Raw genomic sequence first — 15,766 nt, forward strand, 5'->3', positions numbered from 1 at the left:
TCTTAATTACTGATCTCTATGTTGGTTGTCAGGAGAAGCCAGTCGTCTTTTTGCGACTTTGACCAGCGCGGGATAGATAGAGAAACCTAAGATTGTAGAGAGTAACAACAGAACCCCTACCAGCATGATACTGTGTTGGTTGGCGTACCACATGATCACTTGATACCAGGGAAGCTCCCCAGACGGGAAGCTGTTGGAGACTCGATAACTGACCACATCCTTGTCGCCGGTGATGATTGAGGTATCTCCGCGAATAGCGGCATTAATGGTAGCAGACTGCAAGTCACTGCCAATCTTCGCCAGTTCATTGCTGTGCGATGCCGACGCTAACACAACGACTCGCTCCTTGTCCCAGGGTGAACGATAGCTTAAAAAACCACGCCACTGCGATGTCGAAGCAAAATATCGCTCGGCTTCCAAGCGTTGTAAATGCCATTCGCCAAGGAGGAGATTGAGCCCCTTTTTGAACCAGCTAAATTCTTTTAAGCCAATATAATTTGCTCGCATGGTATAGGGAGAGTCTGCGAACAGCGCCTGATTAAAAGTCGCGTCAGAGAGCAGTGATACCGCAAGTATGTCTTTTGACACCAAACGACTGGGTGCTGGCACCCCCAAATACACATCGGGATAGCTGGCAATCGTGCCAGTGGCATTGCCTGAGCGAGAGGTTAGGTCGAGCAACACTTCGATTTGCTCTGGCTTTGGATTTTCCGGCAGAATAATTGCCGTGTTGGATAAATCTGAAAAGCGGCTAAACGGGAATGAAGCCCCAACGAAGAAAGACAAATTAGGCAGTTTGGAGAAATGGCGAGTTTTGGAAAGATCTAGGTTGGAGTCTTCTCCAATTGTGCTGCGAATGTTGGCATTGGCTAGGTTATTACATGGCGTACCTGGCTGATAAGAGATGTTAAAGAACAGCGACAGCTCGTTATCGCCATAGATCATATAAGGCTGAACAGGAACGCGAGCATTCTCTCTTCTAATATCTTGTCCCAACCAATGCCAAACCCGCTCGAGATAGCCGGTTTTATTGACGCCTAATCCAGTCAGGTACTGCTGATTGAGGCTGATACTGAGCTGTGATTGATCGTCATTCATCCAATCCACAGTGGGGAAACGATAGTCGATGTTGAGGGGAATGCTTTTACCATCCCACAAAAACAGATCAGGCGAGGCTCGAAAGCTGATTCTCATCGGCTCGTGCCAAACGCCGGGAGTCACAAGGCTTTGTGAGTCTGAGAGCAGTTCACTCAGGTAAGTAGGGCGATCGGTGGGCAACCAGCGGGGTGCATCATACGCCTGACGTCTAGTGATCGTCTGAGCTTTGACATCAAAAAATTGTGCGCTGTGGGGGAAGGTCTCATGGACCAGAGTCCAAACCGCAGAGCGAAATTGCTGCTTACTATGACCTGCGATCATTAGTAGGTTATGGTTAGGACTTATCGGGTTAGTGACAATTCTTATGTAGGGCTCATCACTGGCAGGGAAGGTTAATGAGCCGATGGTTTGGCCAGGCTCGGCGATCACAATGCCATTTTCTGCCGGAAGGTCACCGAGGGCGACTACATAGCTGCTGGAGAGATTGTTTGCCTGAGTTCCGAACCAAGAGGAGAGCATGGCTGCAGATGAAATCTGGGCGCTGGATGGTGACTCTGGTAAGGCGATATAGATATTACCGCCGTCGAAATGGCCAACATCAATAAACGGCTCGGGGAATCGACTGAGGTCAGGTGTGATCTTTAGCTCGGTACCGTCAACGATGATCCGGCTGGTGGGCAGAATCGTTAAGTCGGGTGTTGGTCTCTCTTCTGGATAGCATAACACCTGCTCGGCCTGATTGACCTCAAAGCCAATCGTGACTTGCGAAGTCATCAGCACAGCCGGAATATCGAGCAAATAACTTTGCTCATTTTCAAACATGTTGCCAAAGGGCAATTGGCCAACTTGCTGTCCGTTGACACTCACAGCCAAACTATCGCCCCGGTCAATTAGTGTTTGCTTGACATCGACGTCTAACACGAGCTGTGCGTTAGTGACCAATTGATTCGCTGGTATGCCGAGGCCCAAACCTGCTTGGGTTTGCCCCTGCATAAAGCGGATACCTTGGGTATGTCCCAGTTGCTCGAAAGTCACTTGCTTGGCACTGACTTGCTCGACATACAAAGAGCAAGTGAGCAGCAGGCCAACGAGAAAATAGGTCAACTTAGACACGCTAAGCAACGAGGATCGTATCATGACACCGGCTCCTTTTTTGTGGCTTGGGCGTTTTTTAAGTCTTTATCACGACGACGGTCATCAATCGCCGCGATCAACACGTCAAAGATGCATTGGAAAATGGTTTTCAGTGAGCGCAGTGGGTGGTCTTTAGCCCTTGGTCGAGAAACCCAAGCATCGGCGCGAGCCAACACAATTCTCACCAGTTCACGTCGCTGGGTTATGGTCATATCATCAAACTGTAGTGCACAGCCTTTGGCACTGTTGATGGTTTTTGCCACTGGAATTGACGTCGCACCGGAGTTGAGCTCTAACTCAATATGTTCAATTGGGCAGTCCGGCTGCGTATCAAGGTTAAGTAAGCAGCCGCCCATGGAAATCTCTTTGGTGCAGGTGCGAGAGGCGACGCCGTTGACATAGTGCACCACGGCAGGAATGTTGACATTTAAGCGAATTGTGTTGCGTATCTGCTTAGTTTCTCTTGCTGTTGCGATGGCCGCCGCCAAGAAAACCAGGCTGTAAAACGCCCAGCCAATATTGAGTGCAATAACGTTGGGATTGACGTCAAATTGGTCAGGGAACAGAGTCCTCCAGCCGCCCCACAGCACCGCAAAAACGAGCAGCAGGGCAACAATGATATGCGGGCGGACAATATGGGAGTCAAAATAGGTCTTGTCGAGCAACTCCCCCTTATCCGTCACGTTAAACTTACCTTTGTGTGGAAATAGGATAGTGATCAAGGTCGGAATAACGAGGTGTAATGACAGTGTGATGTCATAAATATCACCCCAAAAACTGTATCGATGCGGGCCATTGAGTCGCGACGTCACCACAATCGAGGTAATAAAGTGTGGCAATGCGTAGGCAAAAATCACCGGGGCCGAGGCGTGAATGATTTTTAAATCAAACAATAAATAGGCAAGCGGCGCAACCAAGTAGACGACTCTTGGCAATGGAAATAAAAAATACATCATCGCGCTGAGATAACACAGTCGCTGCTGGATGCTAAGCCCTTTACCAAACAAGGGATTATCCAGGCGAAATATTTGTATCATTCCTCTTGCCCAGCGGTTGCGCTGCACGACGTGAACGCCCAAACGCTCGGTGGCGAGTCCGGCGGAAATCCTGAGCGGCAGGTAGGCTGTGCTCCAGCCCAATCGCTGCATTTTTAGCGCGGTGTGGGCATCTTCGGTTACCGTTTCAACAGCAATGCCTCCAATTTCCTCAATCGCGGTGCGTCTTAATACCGCGCACGAACCACAGAAAAAGGCCGCATTCCACACATCATTACCTTGCTGAATTGGGCCATAGAAGAGTTCGCCTTCATTGGGAATATCTCGGCCACCATAGAGATTGCGCTCAAAAGGATCGGGCGAGTAGAAGTGGTGCGGCGTTTGGATCATGGCCAATTTGGGGTCTTTGACAAAGGCACCCACGGTCGACTGTAAAAAAATCCTGGTTGCGACGTGGTCACAGTCAAAGATACAGATCAAATCTCCGTTAGTGAGTTTTAATGCATTGTTAAGGTTACCGGCTTTAGCGTGGGTGTTGTCCGTGCGAGTGATATACCCCACCTCGGCACTGGCGGCGAAAATAGCAAACTCCTTGCGATTGCCGTCGTCAAGTAAGTAAATATTGAGTTTATCGCGTGGGTAATCGATACATTGCGCCGCTAGAACGGTGTCTTGTACCACATCCAGCTCTTCGTTGTAGGTTGGAATATACACATCCACCGTCGGCCAAAGTGAGGTGTCTTTGGGCAAAGGTTCGATTTTTCGCTCAAGCGGGAAGGTGGTTTGCAAGTAGCCAAGCAGCAACATTATCCATGAGTAAAGCTCGGCAATGAACAGTATCGTGCCTAAGATGGCTTCGAATTGCGTTTCAAAAAATAGGGTTTCAGTCACGCGGTAATAAAGATAGCGAGTTGATGTCAGGATGGAAAACACCACCAACACAATTGAGATCTTACGGCTTTTGTTGAAGTTCAGCAGCAATAATGCCGCGATACTGAACAGGGCAAATAAGTACTGCTTCTCGCCGTCCATCGGTGTCATGATCACCAACATCGCTACAGGAGCGACAACGACCAGGAGTAAAATCAGTCTAATAGTCTTCATAATAGATTCGCTATTGAAGTTCAGATTATTTTTATTAAGAGGTCACTCCATCGCCAATTTTAATACTTAAAATCTGGGCGACCTTATCGCTAATAATGTCAATGTCAAAAGCAGCTGAAGAGCTAGGGTTAAACTCATAGATAGATTTTTGTGAGGCGTTGGCCTCTACGACGCTCTCATCTTTATGGATTTGACCCAACAACTTATCTTGAAGACGGTTCTCACTGAATATGATCACCTCACTGCTCACCCTCTTTTTCAGATCAATTTGGTTAAGCAAAAAATAGTGCGGGCAGGGGGTGTTGTCTGCGATATGCTTTTCAATTTTAGGTAAAAGGTGTATCGAGGCAGTATCAGCAAGAAAAGGGATAAGACAGATATCAGCAATACTGGATATTGCATCGAGCGCCGCTAAATTGCCTCCAGGCACGTCGGCAATGATCACTAACTTAGGGTCTTGCAATAATGAGTTCAATCCCCTTGAAACGAACAGCGGGTCCTGAGCTAATCGAGTATCAAATGACGCGCTTTGTTGTTTGCTGATTTCGCCGTAAGGTAGCACAAAAATATTGTTTTTATACGACAGGGCCATCTCACCCCAGCTCGAACGCTCTTGACTTAATGCGACATAGCCGCGTTCATCTGAAATGGGCACCCCAAAGTGAAGTCGAAGGGCATTTTGGCGATCAAAATCAATGGCTAACACCTTAATGCCTTTATTAGATAGCGCATAACAAAGGTTAGCGACAAGGGTGGTACAACCCACTCCTCCCTTTGGTGAGGTTACGGATATTAAGGGCATGGCGCGACACTCTCTGTTGGTGAGGGGTGTGTATTGTCAGTCTTCTCTTGGCTTTGTTGACCGTCTATGTCAGCAGGCACCTCTGTGGCTAGGTTATGTGCAATCGACACCTTACTCAGACTGGATAAAATCGTCTGATCTTCGCTAAGGTGTTGGGGTGAGGAGACAAAAGGCTGCTGCTCATTGGCTTGAGCGCTGTTTATTGCCGCAACATCATCGCATCCTTCTACTGCTTCGATTGAGTCATGACAAGACTTTTGGTTGAGCTGATCTAACAAAGCGTAACTACGAGTGTTACTGTGACGGGTACGCCTTGGCATACTGACGAAGCTAGCAGCATCGTACCCGGTGGTGATTTCAAACTGCTTTAGGTCATCATAGACATCCATTGCTCATTAAACTCCCTAAACAAGACTTTAGATAAGTATCAATAATGAAACAATATTTATTGATAGGCACTATGGTTATTTACAGCGTTTACATAAGCGTAACATGCACTTAGCAGCATGTGAAGTATTGGTTGCATATTAGTTTGTTGCATAGCCGAAAGAGAGTCTCTAGTTCGCTCCGGTCATTGCTTAACAAAGGTGTAAGAGTTTTGTAGAAATTGATTAGATACCTGCTGTAGGGCTAGGGAAAAGATCGGCTTTAGAAATTTATGAAAATAATTATCATTTGCACTTGAAATAATGAGTGACATTTTTATAATTTACAGACATGAAATGTAACAGATGTTAACATTTGCCACCTTCAAGGATAGATGCAATGCCAGTTATCAAACAGAATACCAAGCTCGTTGCCTTGGCTTGTTGTGCCGCTCCTTTCGCCTTTGCCGAAACTACCGTTACCGAACAGCAAGTCGTAGAGCACTATGCCGACCTTGCACATGCTGTTTATCAAGACTCACGTATTACTGCACAAAGTCTTCGCCAGCAAATTGATAGCTTCGTCGCAGCCCCATCAGAGAAAACGTTTCAAGATGCTAAAACAGCGTGGTTGAGTGCGCGGGTCCACTATCAACAATCAGAAGTGTTCCGTTTTGGTAATGCGATCGTTGATGATTGGGAGGGTCAACTCAATGCATGGCCACTTGATGAGGGCCTGATTGACTATGTTGCGGCCGATTATCAATATGAGTTGGGTAATGAGGGTGCAACCGCGAACATTATCGCAAACACGCAGATACAAGTCGGGGGGGAGGTGATGGATGTCAGTGAAATCACTTCAGAGTTGATTGCCAGCCTTAACGAGGTGGGTGGCTCAGAGGCAAATGTCGCCTCGGGCTATCATGCGATTGAATTTTTGTTATGGGGGCAAGACCTCAATGGTACCGACCGTGGCGCGGGTGAGCGCCAGTACACAGACTATGTTATTGGTGAAGCGTGCACCAACGGAAACTGCGAGCGGCGGGGACAGTATCTCAAAGCAGCGGCTCAACTGTTGGTGGATGATCTAGAGTGGATGGAATCACAATGGGTACAAGGCGTCGCCAATAATTATCGCAGTGAACTTTTGGCTGAGCCATCACAGGAGGGGCTGCGCAAGATGTTATTTGGTATGGGCTCGTTATCCCTCGGTGAACTGGCGGGCGAGCGCATGAAGGTGGCCTTGGAAGCCAACTCGACAGAAGACGAGCACGACTGTTTCTCGGATAACACGCATAACTCTCACTACTACAATGAACAAGGTATTTACAATGTGTACTCTGGTTCGTATCGTCGCCATGATGGCACACAGCTTTCAGGCCCAAGCCTGCATGATTTAGTCATGCAAACGGACCCGAAAGCGGCCGAGGAGATCCAAGCCCAGTTTGAAGCGACTCGCAGCCAGGTTTATCAATTGGTCGATTCCGCAGCACAAGGGCTGTATTTTGATCAACTGATCGCAGCACAAAATTCAGCCGGTCATCAACTAGTCAACGAATCGATCATTGCCTTGGTTGCGCAAACCTCTTCGATTGAGCGCGCAGCAGGCTTGATTGGCGTCACTGATTTGAGCCCAGATACTGCTGATCATGAATTCTAATTGAGAACATTGCTCAGGTACAAAGGGCGCATGATGTGGCCACTTTACTGCTGTAAGGAAGCGGACTTTGAATGATAACGACCAAGTCTTCGCCGCCTACCCACGCCGAATCGTTCAAGACATCGTCGTGTTACTGAGCACGCTTTTTCTCAGCAGCACATGTTTTGGTTACGGTGTATTGTCGGGCGGTAAGACGACAACCGACAAAACAGGCCCTAACGCGTTCTCAATGCCAGCGAGCAACTTGCCGATGAGTGAGCGACTTAACTTTAGCGTCGGTAACAGCTTTTTCAGAAATCCTTGGGTAGAGGCACCGGCCTCAACCGATGCGCGCGATGGATTAGGGCCCTTGTTTAACACCAATGGATGTCAGAATTGTCACATCAAAGATGGGCGTGGGCATCCACCAGAGGAAGGGGAAACTCAAGCAGTATCACTACTGGTGCGATTGTCTGTTCCTGCCCTGAGTGAAGAAGATAGGCGTAAATTACGCACCATGAGCAACATTCCAGAGCCGAGTTATGGAACTCAACTCCAAGACTTCGCGATCCCCGGCGGCGTTCCTGAAGGGAAAATTGTCATTGATTACACAGCGGAGCAGGTGACCTTTACTGACGGCTATGTTGTTTCGCTTCGCAAGCCGAGGGTAAAAATTGATGACTTGGCCTATGGCCCGATGGCACACAATGTTGAGATGTCGGTACGCATTGCCCCGCCAATGATTGGCCTTGGCTTACTCGAAGCTATTCCACAGCAAACCTTGCTGGACTGGCAAGATATCGACGATCGCGATGGGGACGGTATTTCTGGCCGGGTGAATAAAGTTTGGGACCTCGATAGGCAACAAACGGTCATTGGTCGTTTTGGGTGGAAAGCTGGGATGCCGAGCTTGATGCAACAAAATGCGAGCGCGTTTAACGGAGATTTAGGCCTAACCAGTCGTCTGTTTCCCGAGGAAAACTGTACCGCTGACCAGCGTGTGTGTCACGAGCTCCCCAATGGTGGTAAGCATGAGGTGAGCGAGAAAATTCTCTCCTTTGTCGAGTTTTACACTCAACATCTTGCTGTGCCGAAGCGCAGAAATACGCAAGACCCCAACGTATTGCTCGGGCAAGAGTTATTTCAAAACACGGGCTGTGAGTCTTGCCATAAAGTAAACGTTAAGACTGCCAAAGTTGCACACAGACCAGCGCTGTCAGAGCAACTTATCCACCCGTATACAGATTTACTCTTGCATGATATGGGAGAGGGTTTAGCTGATCATCGTGGTGAGTATATTGCCAATGGTCGTGAATGGCGAACGTCGCCTCTTTGGGGCATTGGTTACACCCAAGAAGTCAACCAACATACCTACTTTTTGCATGATGGTCGCGCTCGTAATCTTATGGAGGCGGTATTGTGGCATGGGGGAGAAGCGGAAAACGCCAAACAGCAGGTATTGAAATTTAACGCCCAGGAGCGTGAAGCCTTGATTGCATTTCTTAACTCTCTTTGACACCACTGGGGATTAAACATGTCGATTGTTGCAGCCCATTCTATTTTGGCCAAGTCGCGCTCGATACGCTCGCTCGTTTTGCCGATTGCGCTCTTGCTATGGTGCTATCTGCTCTCTATTGATGCCAGCGCAAATGAGCAACCAAGTAGAGATGCTTTGCAGCGTTTAGCTGAAGAGACGTTACTACCACAGCCGACAGGGCATGAGAGTCAGTCCCTGTATTTATTGCAGTTTGAGCGTGCTAAGGCGCTTCTATCCGAGGCAGAGCAACTAGTTGGCATATCAGCGCTATGTGTGACTGACCGTGATGAATTAATTCAGCAGTGGCACACAGTAGTATCGCACTATATGGCGCTACAAGGTCAACAAAAGGGGCCGCCTTTGGCCCTTGAGCAAAGTTGGAACATGCTTTTTTGGCCAGATAAGAAAAATACCTTAGGCCGACAAATCCAGCGCCTCATTAGAGATTATCCAGCTATCTCTGTGGAGGAATTACGTGCAAAAAGTGTCACGGTTCAAGGATTAGGTGCGTATGAGTGGCTATTATTTGATTCTGCCACAAGTAAGCTAGATGCGAGTGTTCGATGTCACTGGCAAGCCGTTGTTGCGCAGAGCATCGCAATCAGTAGCAAGATCATAGCGAAGAGTTGGACAGAGAACCCTTGGGCGGCACTGAATACAGAACAGTGGCAGCAGGAGCGTTTTAGCCTGGTCAATAATCAGCTGGATTTTATGCTCAAAAAGCTCGCTTTGCCCTTAGGTAAAGTGGGCAAACCCAAGCCGTTTTTCGCCGAAGCATGGCGCTCACAAAGCTCTTATCGCAACCTGCACCACAACCTCAGGGCTATCAAGGATACATTGATGGTCGAAGGTGGGCTCTTAGCCAGTTTACAAGTCGAGGAGCCAAAGTTGGCTAGATTGATCCGAGAGTCACTTGCCGAGGCGATTGAAGCTTGGCCACTGCAAGTCAGTCTATTTTCGACGTTATCAACCGATGATGGTTACCGTAACGCGCTCAATGCCTACAACCGTCTAGATTACCTCAATTACTTAATTTCTGAGCAGGCTGCGCAGACTTTGGGTGTGCGCGTTGGTTTTAATTCAAGTGATGGTGATTGATTCATGCTTGAGGCGAGCTTATTAGACAACCCCCTAGGGCGACGGGATGTGCTCAAACTACTGCTCAGTGGCCTTGCGTTAAGTGTTTGGCCTGCAGGCGCGCAGCCGCGCATTAATCTGGCTGGCAATACACCGTCGTTGCTAGTTGGAGCAACACTTAGTCATGATGGCGTTTATGCTCTCACCGCTCTAAACGCCTCAGGTAAGATTAAATATCAACACCCGTTACCTGCAAGAGGCCATGGCCTTGCATACAATAAGCAGCAAGAGCAGATTGCGGTCTTTGCCCGTCGTCCCGGTGGTTTCTTTGATGTGCTTGATAAGGGAACGGGTCAGTTAATCAAACGTGTTTATGCCCAAGCGCCAAAATTCTTCTATGGTCACGGCTGCTATTCGAGTGATGGCGCATTATTGTTTGTGACGGAGAGTCGAGACTCAAGTTGCCGAGGTGTCATTGGCGTTTATAGCGCACTTCAAGGCTATGCAAGGCTCGCTGACTTCGAGGTAGGTGGAGTCGGCCCTCATCAAATTGAGTGTTTGTCGAGCGATGTACTGGTGTGTGCCGTAGGTGGTATCAAAACCCATCAGCGCAAAAAACTCAATCTTGATCGCATGCAGCCGAGCCTTCGCTACTTTTCATTTGATGGCCTATTGTTGCAGCATCATCAGCTGAATGACCCACAGTTATCGATACGACACTTGACAGTCACCCAGGATGACACCGTTTACTTTGCCCAGCAGCACCAAAGTCCACTGGGTGTGATTGAGCCTTTGGTGTATCAACATCGCTTGGGCAGTGCGCCAAAACCTTTAATCGCGAGTGAATCGCAGTGGCTTATGTTCGAGGGCTACATCGGCAGTGTGGTCGCGACACCGCAGTCGATATTTGCTAGCAGCCCTAAACGGGGCGTTGTCGGGGTGTTCAGCCGTGACAGTGGTGAGTTGAGTCATTTATTGTATGAAAACGATGTGTGTGGTATTGCAAGCCATGGTGAACAGCTCAGCTTTTCATCTGGGCTTGGAAAGGTCAATATAGCGGCATCCACTAAGATAGCGCAAAGCTCACAGCATCACTTCGATCTTGCCTGGGACAACCATTTATTGTGGGTGTAACAGTCGAAAGCAAGGCAGTACATAGAAGCGCATCTAGTCCCCAACAGGGGACTAGAAAAAAGAGGCCGAGGTATAAAGCTTAACTCAACAAGTTGATAAATTGAGCCTAGCTAACGCGTTTGAATAGCTTGGCAATAAACCTGACCATCGTAGCTTTACCCTTATCTCATAAGCTCATTGGGCCTTTCATAGCGACTGTATGCGCGCAAAGCCAGGTCACGGACAATGATCACTGCGAGTACGATGGCACTACCCCAAGCAATCACGTCTGGGACTAGGTGATGGCTTTGGCTTAGTTGGGTTTGAATGTCAATTGCCAACGTATCAACTAGCGAATTGGTCAGATAACCGAATAGGATGGCCACACCAATGACCCCGACCAGATAGCCGGCGAGCACCCGTTTACCTAATTGATGATACACGACGCCGAGGGTTGCCATATTGGTTGCCGGTCCCGCCAGTAAAAAAACCAGTACCGCGCCAGGCGATACGCCAGCCAGCATCAAACCAGCTGCAAGTGGGGTTGAGGCGGAGGCACAAATGTACATAGGGACTCCAATAACCGCCATGACCAACATCGCCGCTGGGCCACGGCTGATCTCTGCCAAGGCTTCTGGTGGAACAAAGGTAACGACAATAGCCGATATGGTCAGGCCGATGATCAGCCAAATAGACAGGTCAGCAATTAATTCGGTAAACGCAAACTGCTGTCCTTGCCAAAGGCGCTTGGTCCATGATTCTTTTGTGTCTTGAACGGGTTTCGACCCGCAACAACTCGAGGTACACCGACTAGTTTCAGATTGGCTTGGTCTCACGGCCAGACTCTCTTTATCAGTCAATAGAACCAAAATGGCGGCAACAATGGCGGAACTCATGGCAGCAATGGGGCGGATAATCGCCATAAAGGGCCCAAGTAAAGCGTAAGAGATGGAGACCGAGTCGACACCGGTTTCAGGTGTTGAGATCAAAAAAGCGACCGTCGAGCTTTTTGATGCCCCGGCGCGTCGCAGCCCCAAAGCGGCGGGAATAACACCACAAGAGCACAACGGCAGAGGTGCGCCTAATACGGTGGCTTTTACAGCAGGCCAAAGCCCTTCACCTTTAAAGAGTAAGCCCAGTTTATCGCTGTTCATCAGACTTTTTAGGATACCCGCGACAACCAGACCAATGATGATCCAAAAGGCGGCGTCTAGCCACAAGTCGAGCAATGTCATGAGGAAAGCGTCGAGTGTGTTCATGCTAATTTCCCTCTGGCTGTGTATGTGCAAGCGCCGTCAAAATGGTGCAGTTTTTCGCTGAATGTGCACCACCACAGCAACGCTGATTGATGACCTGGAGGGCATCATGCATATGTTGGAGGTGTTGGATCCGTTGCTCAATGTCTTGCAGTTTTGACTGCGCGATACTCTTTACCTCTTGGCAGGTATGTTGCTCAGGCTTGATATGAATTGAGAGTAATTCACGGATATCTTCCAGCGAGAAGCCCAAATCTTTGGCATGCAGAATAAACGACAGCTTAGCCACGCAGTCACTGTCGTATTGACGATATCCGTTCTCTGCCCGTTGTGGCACTAATAACGCTTGTTGTTCATAGAACCTAATTGCTTCAATTGATATACCCAGCTGTTTTGCCAACTGACCTCGGGTTAACGGTTTCATTTCCTTGTGCCTTGCTACTGATTTCGATTTCTCGATTATAAACCCTGTAGCCTACTACAGGGTCAAGTGGAAATCGCAGGCACTATTAACCTAATTTACAAAGCAGCGTCGTATATCCAGGCACAACAACGAAATAACCATCAAGTTCAAGTTACATCGACATTAGTCAGAGGAGTGGAGGCGATGAGGAAAGGGCGATTGGCCTGAGCCGAGACATCCATCACCAACTCAAATTTTAGGGAAATAAGATTCACATGCACCTTTTTGAAGGGGTATAAGCGTTGATGCGTTAGAGGGGACTAAAGCACTTTACCAATATTTGCAGATATCAGGTGACATTAGCTCACATTCTGGGTCAAGTAACTCGAGTTTTGTGCTCAGCAATAAGAGCTAGGTGAGGGGCGTTGATGCGGATTTAACGTCGAAAAGCGGTTATGAGCGTAAGTGAGTTCACTTAATCTGTTCTGCCACTCTTGGTTATGTTGCGATCGACACAATGCGTCCAGGTGCGATAGCAGTTGATTGGTGGTTTCTTCTATAACGGGGAAGGTCGCTTTGACTAATGGGATTTGCTCGAGTGCAAGGAACTGCATCAACGCATAGCTTTGGCGCAGTGTGTTGTAGGCCTGCTCAGGCTTACCAAGACTATTGAGAATTGTGGATTGATACATCGCGGCATCGCGTTGCCCTGCGACCAGGCAAACAAATTGACACGGACGAGTGTTTTTGCTCTCTAGTGCCTGATAAATGTGGGTTGGAAGATGATCAAGTACACGCTGAAACAAGGGTAGGGCACCTCGTCCATTGCCTTTCTTGAGTAATTTCTCTGCGGTAATGAAACAGTTCCAGCATTGTTGAATTTCCATAGCTTGAGCCTTCTAATCCGAAATTTGAATCTCCATTAAAGTCGAAATATCACCCAAATACAAGTGATTATCATTTGTATTAATTGTCTATGTAGCGTTTGCGACACTGTTCATATGAGAGAACTAGCGCAAGGAGCCGTCATTCTTCCTTCGTGGGCAATCGGTACAGAGGTTTCCTTCTTTACATTTGTACACCAGGCAGCAGCTGGTTCGAATTAACTCCGTCTTTCCAGTCTCTGAGTTAACATATAGTCCTGATATAGGTCGCTGAGGTAGCTCTAGTGCTTTAAACCATAGCTGTGCTTGTCCAAGAAGGTATTGGTGAGTGAGTGCTGGTGAATAGTGTTGAAGTTTTATGATACAGCTCAAAACAAGATCTGCTAGCAAGTGTTTGACAAAGCCAGGGCGGATTCTGATGCACTTGTTCATCGTGTTTCGATAGTGTTCAAAAAGCTCAATCAGCTCTTTTCCAGAACTCGTAATAAGAGCGGGCACTTCATCCTGCGTATGTTTTGTGGTAGAGAATTCGAAACCTGCGACAAAATTGCCACAGATCTTTTGTGACATATCACTGAACACAGGCTTAGTTTTGAGGGCATAAATAGAGATGAATGCAACATATATTGGTTGCCATGCAAGGAGGTCCCATGTGCGAGTCATCCAATATGCCGCACCGGCTTCCGGTGTTTCACCTGCGATAGAGTGATAGAGTTCATCTAGCTGTGGTGAAAAGTCGACCTCCAGTTTTATTGGGTATTCGGAGTCAGGGTTCAAATGTCCTTCCAAGTATGGAGAGACTTCCTTAGCCATCAAAAATAGCTGAGTATAAAATGAGTTGCTCATTATTCTAAAGCGCTGTCAACTGGGCCTCTTGGCAAACAAGATAAGTGTAGTTGTTTGCAAAAGCAATTAATTCTCATTTTAATATTTGCTAAACTGATATCTCATGATGAAGGTAGAGATTATGAGTATCAGCCATGACGAAGCGAGCAAGATCAACGGTCGCGAGCGAATAGCTCGTGTTCTTGCTTACATACATCAGCATATTTCAGAGCCGATTTCTCTGAATGATATCGCTGAGCATAGCTGTTGGTCTCGTTGGCAGTTACAGCGAGTATTTCAAAGTCAAACGGGTTTGAGTGTGGCCACTTACGTCAGAGAGCTTAAGCTCAGTGGTGCCGCTGAGCGTATTCTCGACACTCCAGACAAGCTGATCGATATTGCTTTTGACTACGGTTTCAATTCAGAAATTAGTTTTAGTCGAGCCTTCAAGCAGATGTTCGGTCTCAGCCCGAGGGCCTACAGAAAAGCGGGAGTCAGGACGGGTTTACGAAAGCCTCTACAGTATCACTCGATTAAACTTGGCTATGGAACACAAGGTTCTGCGTTAGCCGATGTTAGGATAGAAACACGGTCCGCCTTCACAATAGTTGGAGTAAAAGGGCAGATCCAAGGTTTGTTTTCACCACAACCAGATTTCGAACAGCGCGTCCCGGAAATCTGGCAGAGTCTTACTGACAAACTTGATTTGGCGAATGCTGAACACTTTGGGGTGTTCGATCTTACCTCTGTAGGTAATGAGAATTTGAGCCTCACTTATTGGGCAGGCATTCTTGGAGAGAAATTCGATTCAATATCGGATGCTCGCGCTCTAGAATCATTGACTGTTCCCCCTCAAACTTATGTGGTCATGAACCATAAAGGTTCCATTGAAACCTTATCTGCCTCTTTGGAATGGGTGCTGCTTAGTTGGTTACCCAAGTCTGGTTATCGAGCGATAGACGGCTATGAGTTTGAGCGCTATCCTCCGAACTATAACGCGACTCAAAATAATGATGGTAATAGTATGGAGTATTGGTTACCTATCGAGCGAGCGTGAGTGGCTCAAGACCTCGGTAAGATGAGTACAAAAGATGAGTTTTGAACACTTAACAGAACAAGAGATTTTGGCAATAGCAAACCCGATCATGGATAACCTAATGGATGCATCGAGCGAAATTAATCACGCGAAGCATGTCCAAGTTTTTACTGAGCGTTTGAAGGGTATCGTCACAGAGGATTATCTCAAACAAGTGTGTAAAACGTATCAATCCGAGAAAGGTAACTTCTTCAAACGAGAAGTAGTCGCGGTATTTAAGCGCCCTGAATCAGCAGCGGTAGTTTGGAGGCAATACTTTACAAAAGCACAAGGTGAATTTGTCGCCGAAATGGTGCTTGTCAAAGTAGACGGTCAATACCAGGGCGACCATGTCATGGTTTTCTAGTTCTATTCGTCTCCGGGTCAATAAACCATCTCAATCAATGTCTAAATAGTGTTTCAAAGTGTCCCTATTGCTTGTTAGGTCAAGATGCACCA

General features: G+C 47.6%; 14 protein-coding genes. 6 read left to right on the plus strand and 8 right to left on the minus strand.

Features of this window, described 5'->3' with window-relative positions:
* Window positions 1-6: 6 nt before the first annotated feature.
* The 4 genes from bcsB to bcsO are packed head-to-tail and all read right to left on the minus strand — an operon-like array spanning window position 7 to window position 5,522.
* On the minus strand, window positions 7-2,235 hold the full coding sequence (gene bcsB, locus ACSTTG_RS13960; protein WP_438475260.1) for a cellulose biosynthesis cyclic di-GMP-binding regulatory protein BcsB: 2,229 nt from the start codon (window positions 2,233-2,235) through the stop codon (window positions 7-9).
* Window positions 2,232-4,331, minus strand: coding sequence for a UDP-forming cellulose synthase catalytic subunit (bcsA, locus tag ACSTTG_RS13965; protein ID WP_438459438.1), 2,100 nt, complete (start codon window positions 4,329-4,331; stop codon window positions 2,232-2,234). The genes bcsB and bcsA overlap by 4 nt, the downstream gene beginning before the upstream one ends.
* Window positions 4,332-4,365: 34 nt before the next feature.
* Window positions 4,366-5,133, minus strand: coding sequence for a cellulose biosynthesis protein BcsQ (gene bcsQ / locus ACSTTG_RS13970; protein WP_438475261.1), 768 nt, complete (start codon window positions 5,131-5,133; stop codon window positions 4,366-4,368).
* Window positions 5,124-5,522: a cellulose biosynthesis protein BcsO gene (gene bcsO / locus ACSTTG_RS13975; RefSeq protein ID WP_438475262.1), complete on the minus strand. Its 399-nt coding sequence runs from the start codon at window positions 5,520-5,522 to the stop codon at window positions 5,124-5,126. Before bcsO ends, bcsQ begins: the two co-directional genes overlap by 10 nt.
* A 376-nt stretch (window positions 5,523-5,898) precedes the next feature.
* On the opposite strand from bcsO, the gene ACSTTG_RS13980 reads away from it, so the two are divergent.
* The 4 genes from ACSTTG_RS13980 to ACSTTG_RS13995 all read left to right on the plus strand — a co-directional run bounded on the left by ACSTTG_RS13980 (window position 5,899) and on the right by ACSTTG_RS13995 (window position 10,885).
* Window positions 5,899-7,158, plus strand: a complete 1,260-nt coding sequence (locus tag ACSTTG_RS13980) for an imelysin family protein (protein WP_438459435.1) — start codon at window positions 5,899-5,901, stop codon at window positions 7,156-7,158.
* A gap of 121 nt (window positions 7,159-7,279) precedes the next feature.
* Window positions 7,280-8,653, plus strand: a complete 1,374-nt coding sequence (locus ACSTTG_RS13985; protein WP_438459633.1) for a di-heme oxidoreductase family protein — start codon at window positions 7,280-7,282, stop codon at window positions 8,651-8,653.
* A gap of 18 nt (window positions 8,654-8,671) precedes the next feature.
* Entirely contained in the window at window positions 8,672-9,772 is a 1,101-nt protein-coding gene (locus tag ACSTTG_RS13990; RefSeq protein ID WP_438475263.1) for an imelysin family protein, read from the plus strand.
* A 48-nt stretch (window positions 9,773-9,820) separates the two neighbouring features.
* Entirely contained in the window at window positions 9,821-10,885 is a 1,065-nt protein-coding gene (locus tag ACSTTG_RS13995) for a DUF1513 domain-containing protein (RefSeq protein WP_438459433.1), read from the plus strand.
* Window positions 10,886-11,046: 161 nt separating this feature from the next.
* Here the strand turns inward: ACSTTG_RS13995 and ACSTTG_RS14000 are convergent, their stop codons facing one another.
* The 4 genes from ACSTTG_RS14000 to ACSTTG_RS14015 all read right to left on the minus strand — a co-directional run bounded on the left by ACSTTG_RS14000 (window position 11,047) and on the right by ACSTTG_RS14015 (window position 14,220).
* A complete protein-coding gene (locus tag ACSTTG_RS14000; RefSeq protein ID WP_438475264.1) occupies window positions 11,047-12,123 on the minus strand; it encodes an SO_0444 family Cu/Zn efflux transporter in 1,077 nt (358 codons plus the stop codon).
* 1 nt (window position 12,124) lies between these two features.
* The gene (gene zntR, locus ACSTTG_RS14005) at window positions 12,125-12,544 is read right to left on the minus strand and encodes a Zn(2+)-responsive transcriptional regulator (RefSeq protein WP_438459431.1); all 420 of its coding nucleotides are present in this window, start codon (window positions 12,542-12,544) and stop codon (window positions 12,125-12,127) included.
* A gap of 377 nt (window positions 12,545-12,921) precedes the next feature.
* Window positions 12,922-13,410: a hypothetical protein gene (locus ACSTTG_RS14010; protein WP_438475265.1), complete on the minus strand. Its 489-nt coding sequence runs from the start codon at window positions 13,408-13,410 to the stop codon at window positions 12,922-12,924.
* A gap of 123 nt (window positions 13,411-13,533) precedes the next feature.
* A complete protein-coding gene (locus ACSTTG_RS14015) occupies window positions 13,534-14,220 on the minus strand; it encodes a siderophore ferric iron reductase (protein ID WP_438475266.1) in 687 nt (228 codons plus the stop codon).
* Window positions 14,221-14,374: 154 nt separating this feature from the next.
* Between ACSTTG_RS14015 and ACSTTG_RS14020 the strand changes: the two genes are divergently transcribed.
* Both ACSTTG_RS14020 and ACSTTG_RS14025 read left to right on the plus strand, forming a co-directional pair.
* Entirely contained in the window at window positions 14,375-15,289 is a 915-nt protein-coding gene (locus ACSTTG_RS14020) for a GyrI-like domain-containing protein (RefSeq protein ID WP_438459428.1), read from the plus strand.
* Window positions 15,290-15,323: 34 nt separating this feature from the next.
* Window positions 15,324-15,674 carry a hypothetical protein gene (locus ACSTTG_RS14025; RefSeq protein ID WP_438475267.1) on the plus strand — a complete coding sequence of 117 codons (351 nt, stop codon included), beginning with the start codon at window positions 15,324-15,326 and terminating at the stop codon, window positions 15,672-15,674.
* Window positions 15,675-15,766: the final 92 nt, after the last annotated feature.

This window comes from Vibrio glycogenivorans (genome assembly GCF_051660965.1).
Taxonomy (GTDB): domain Bacteria; phylum Pseudomonadota; class Gammaproteobacteria; order Enterobacterales; family Vibrionaceae; genus Vibrio.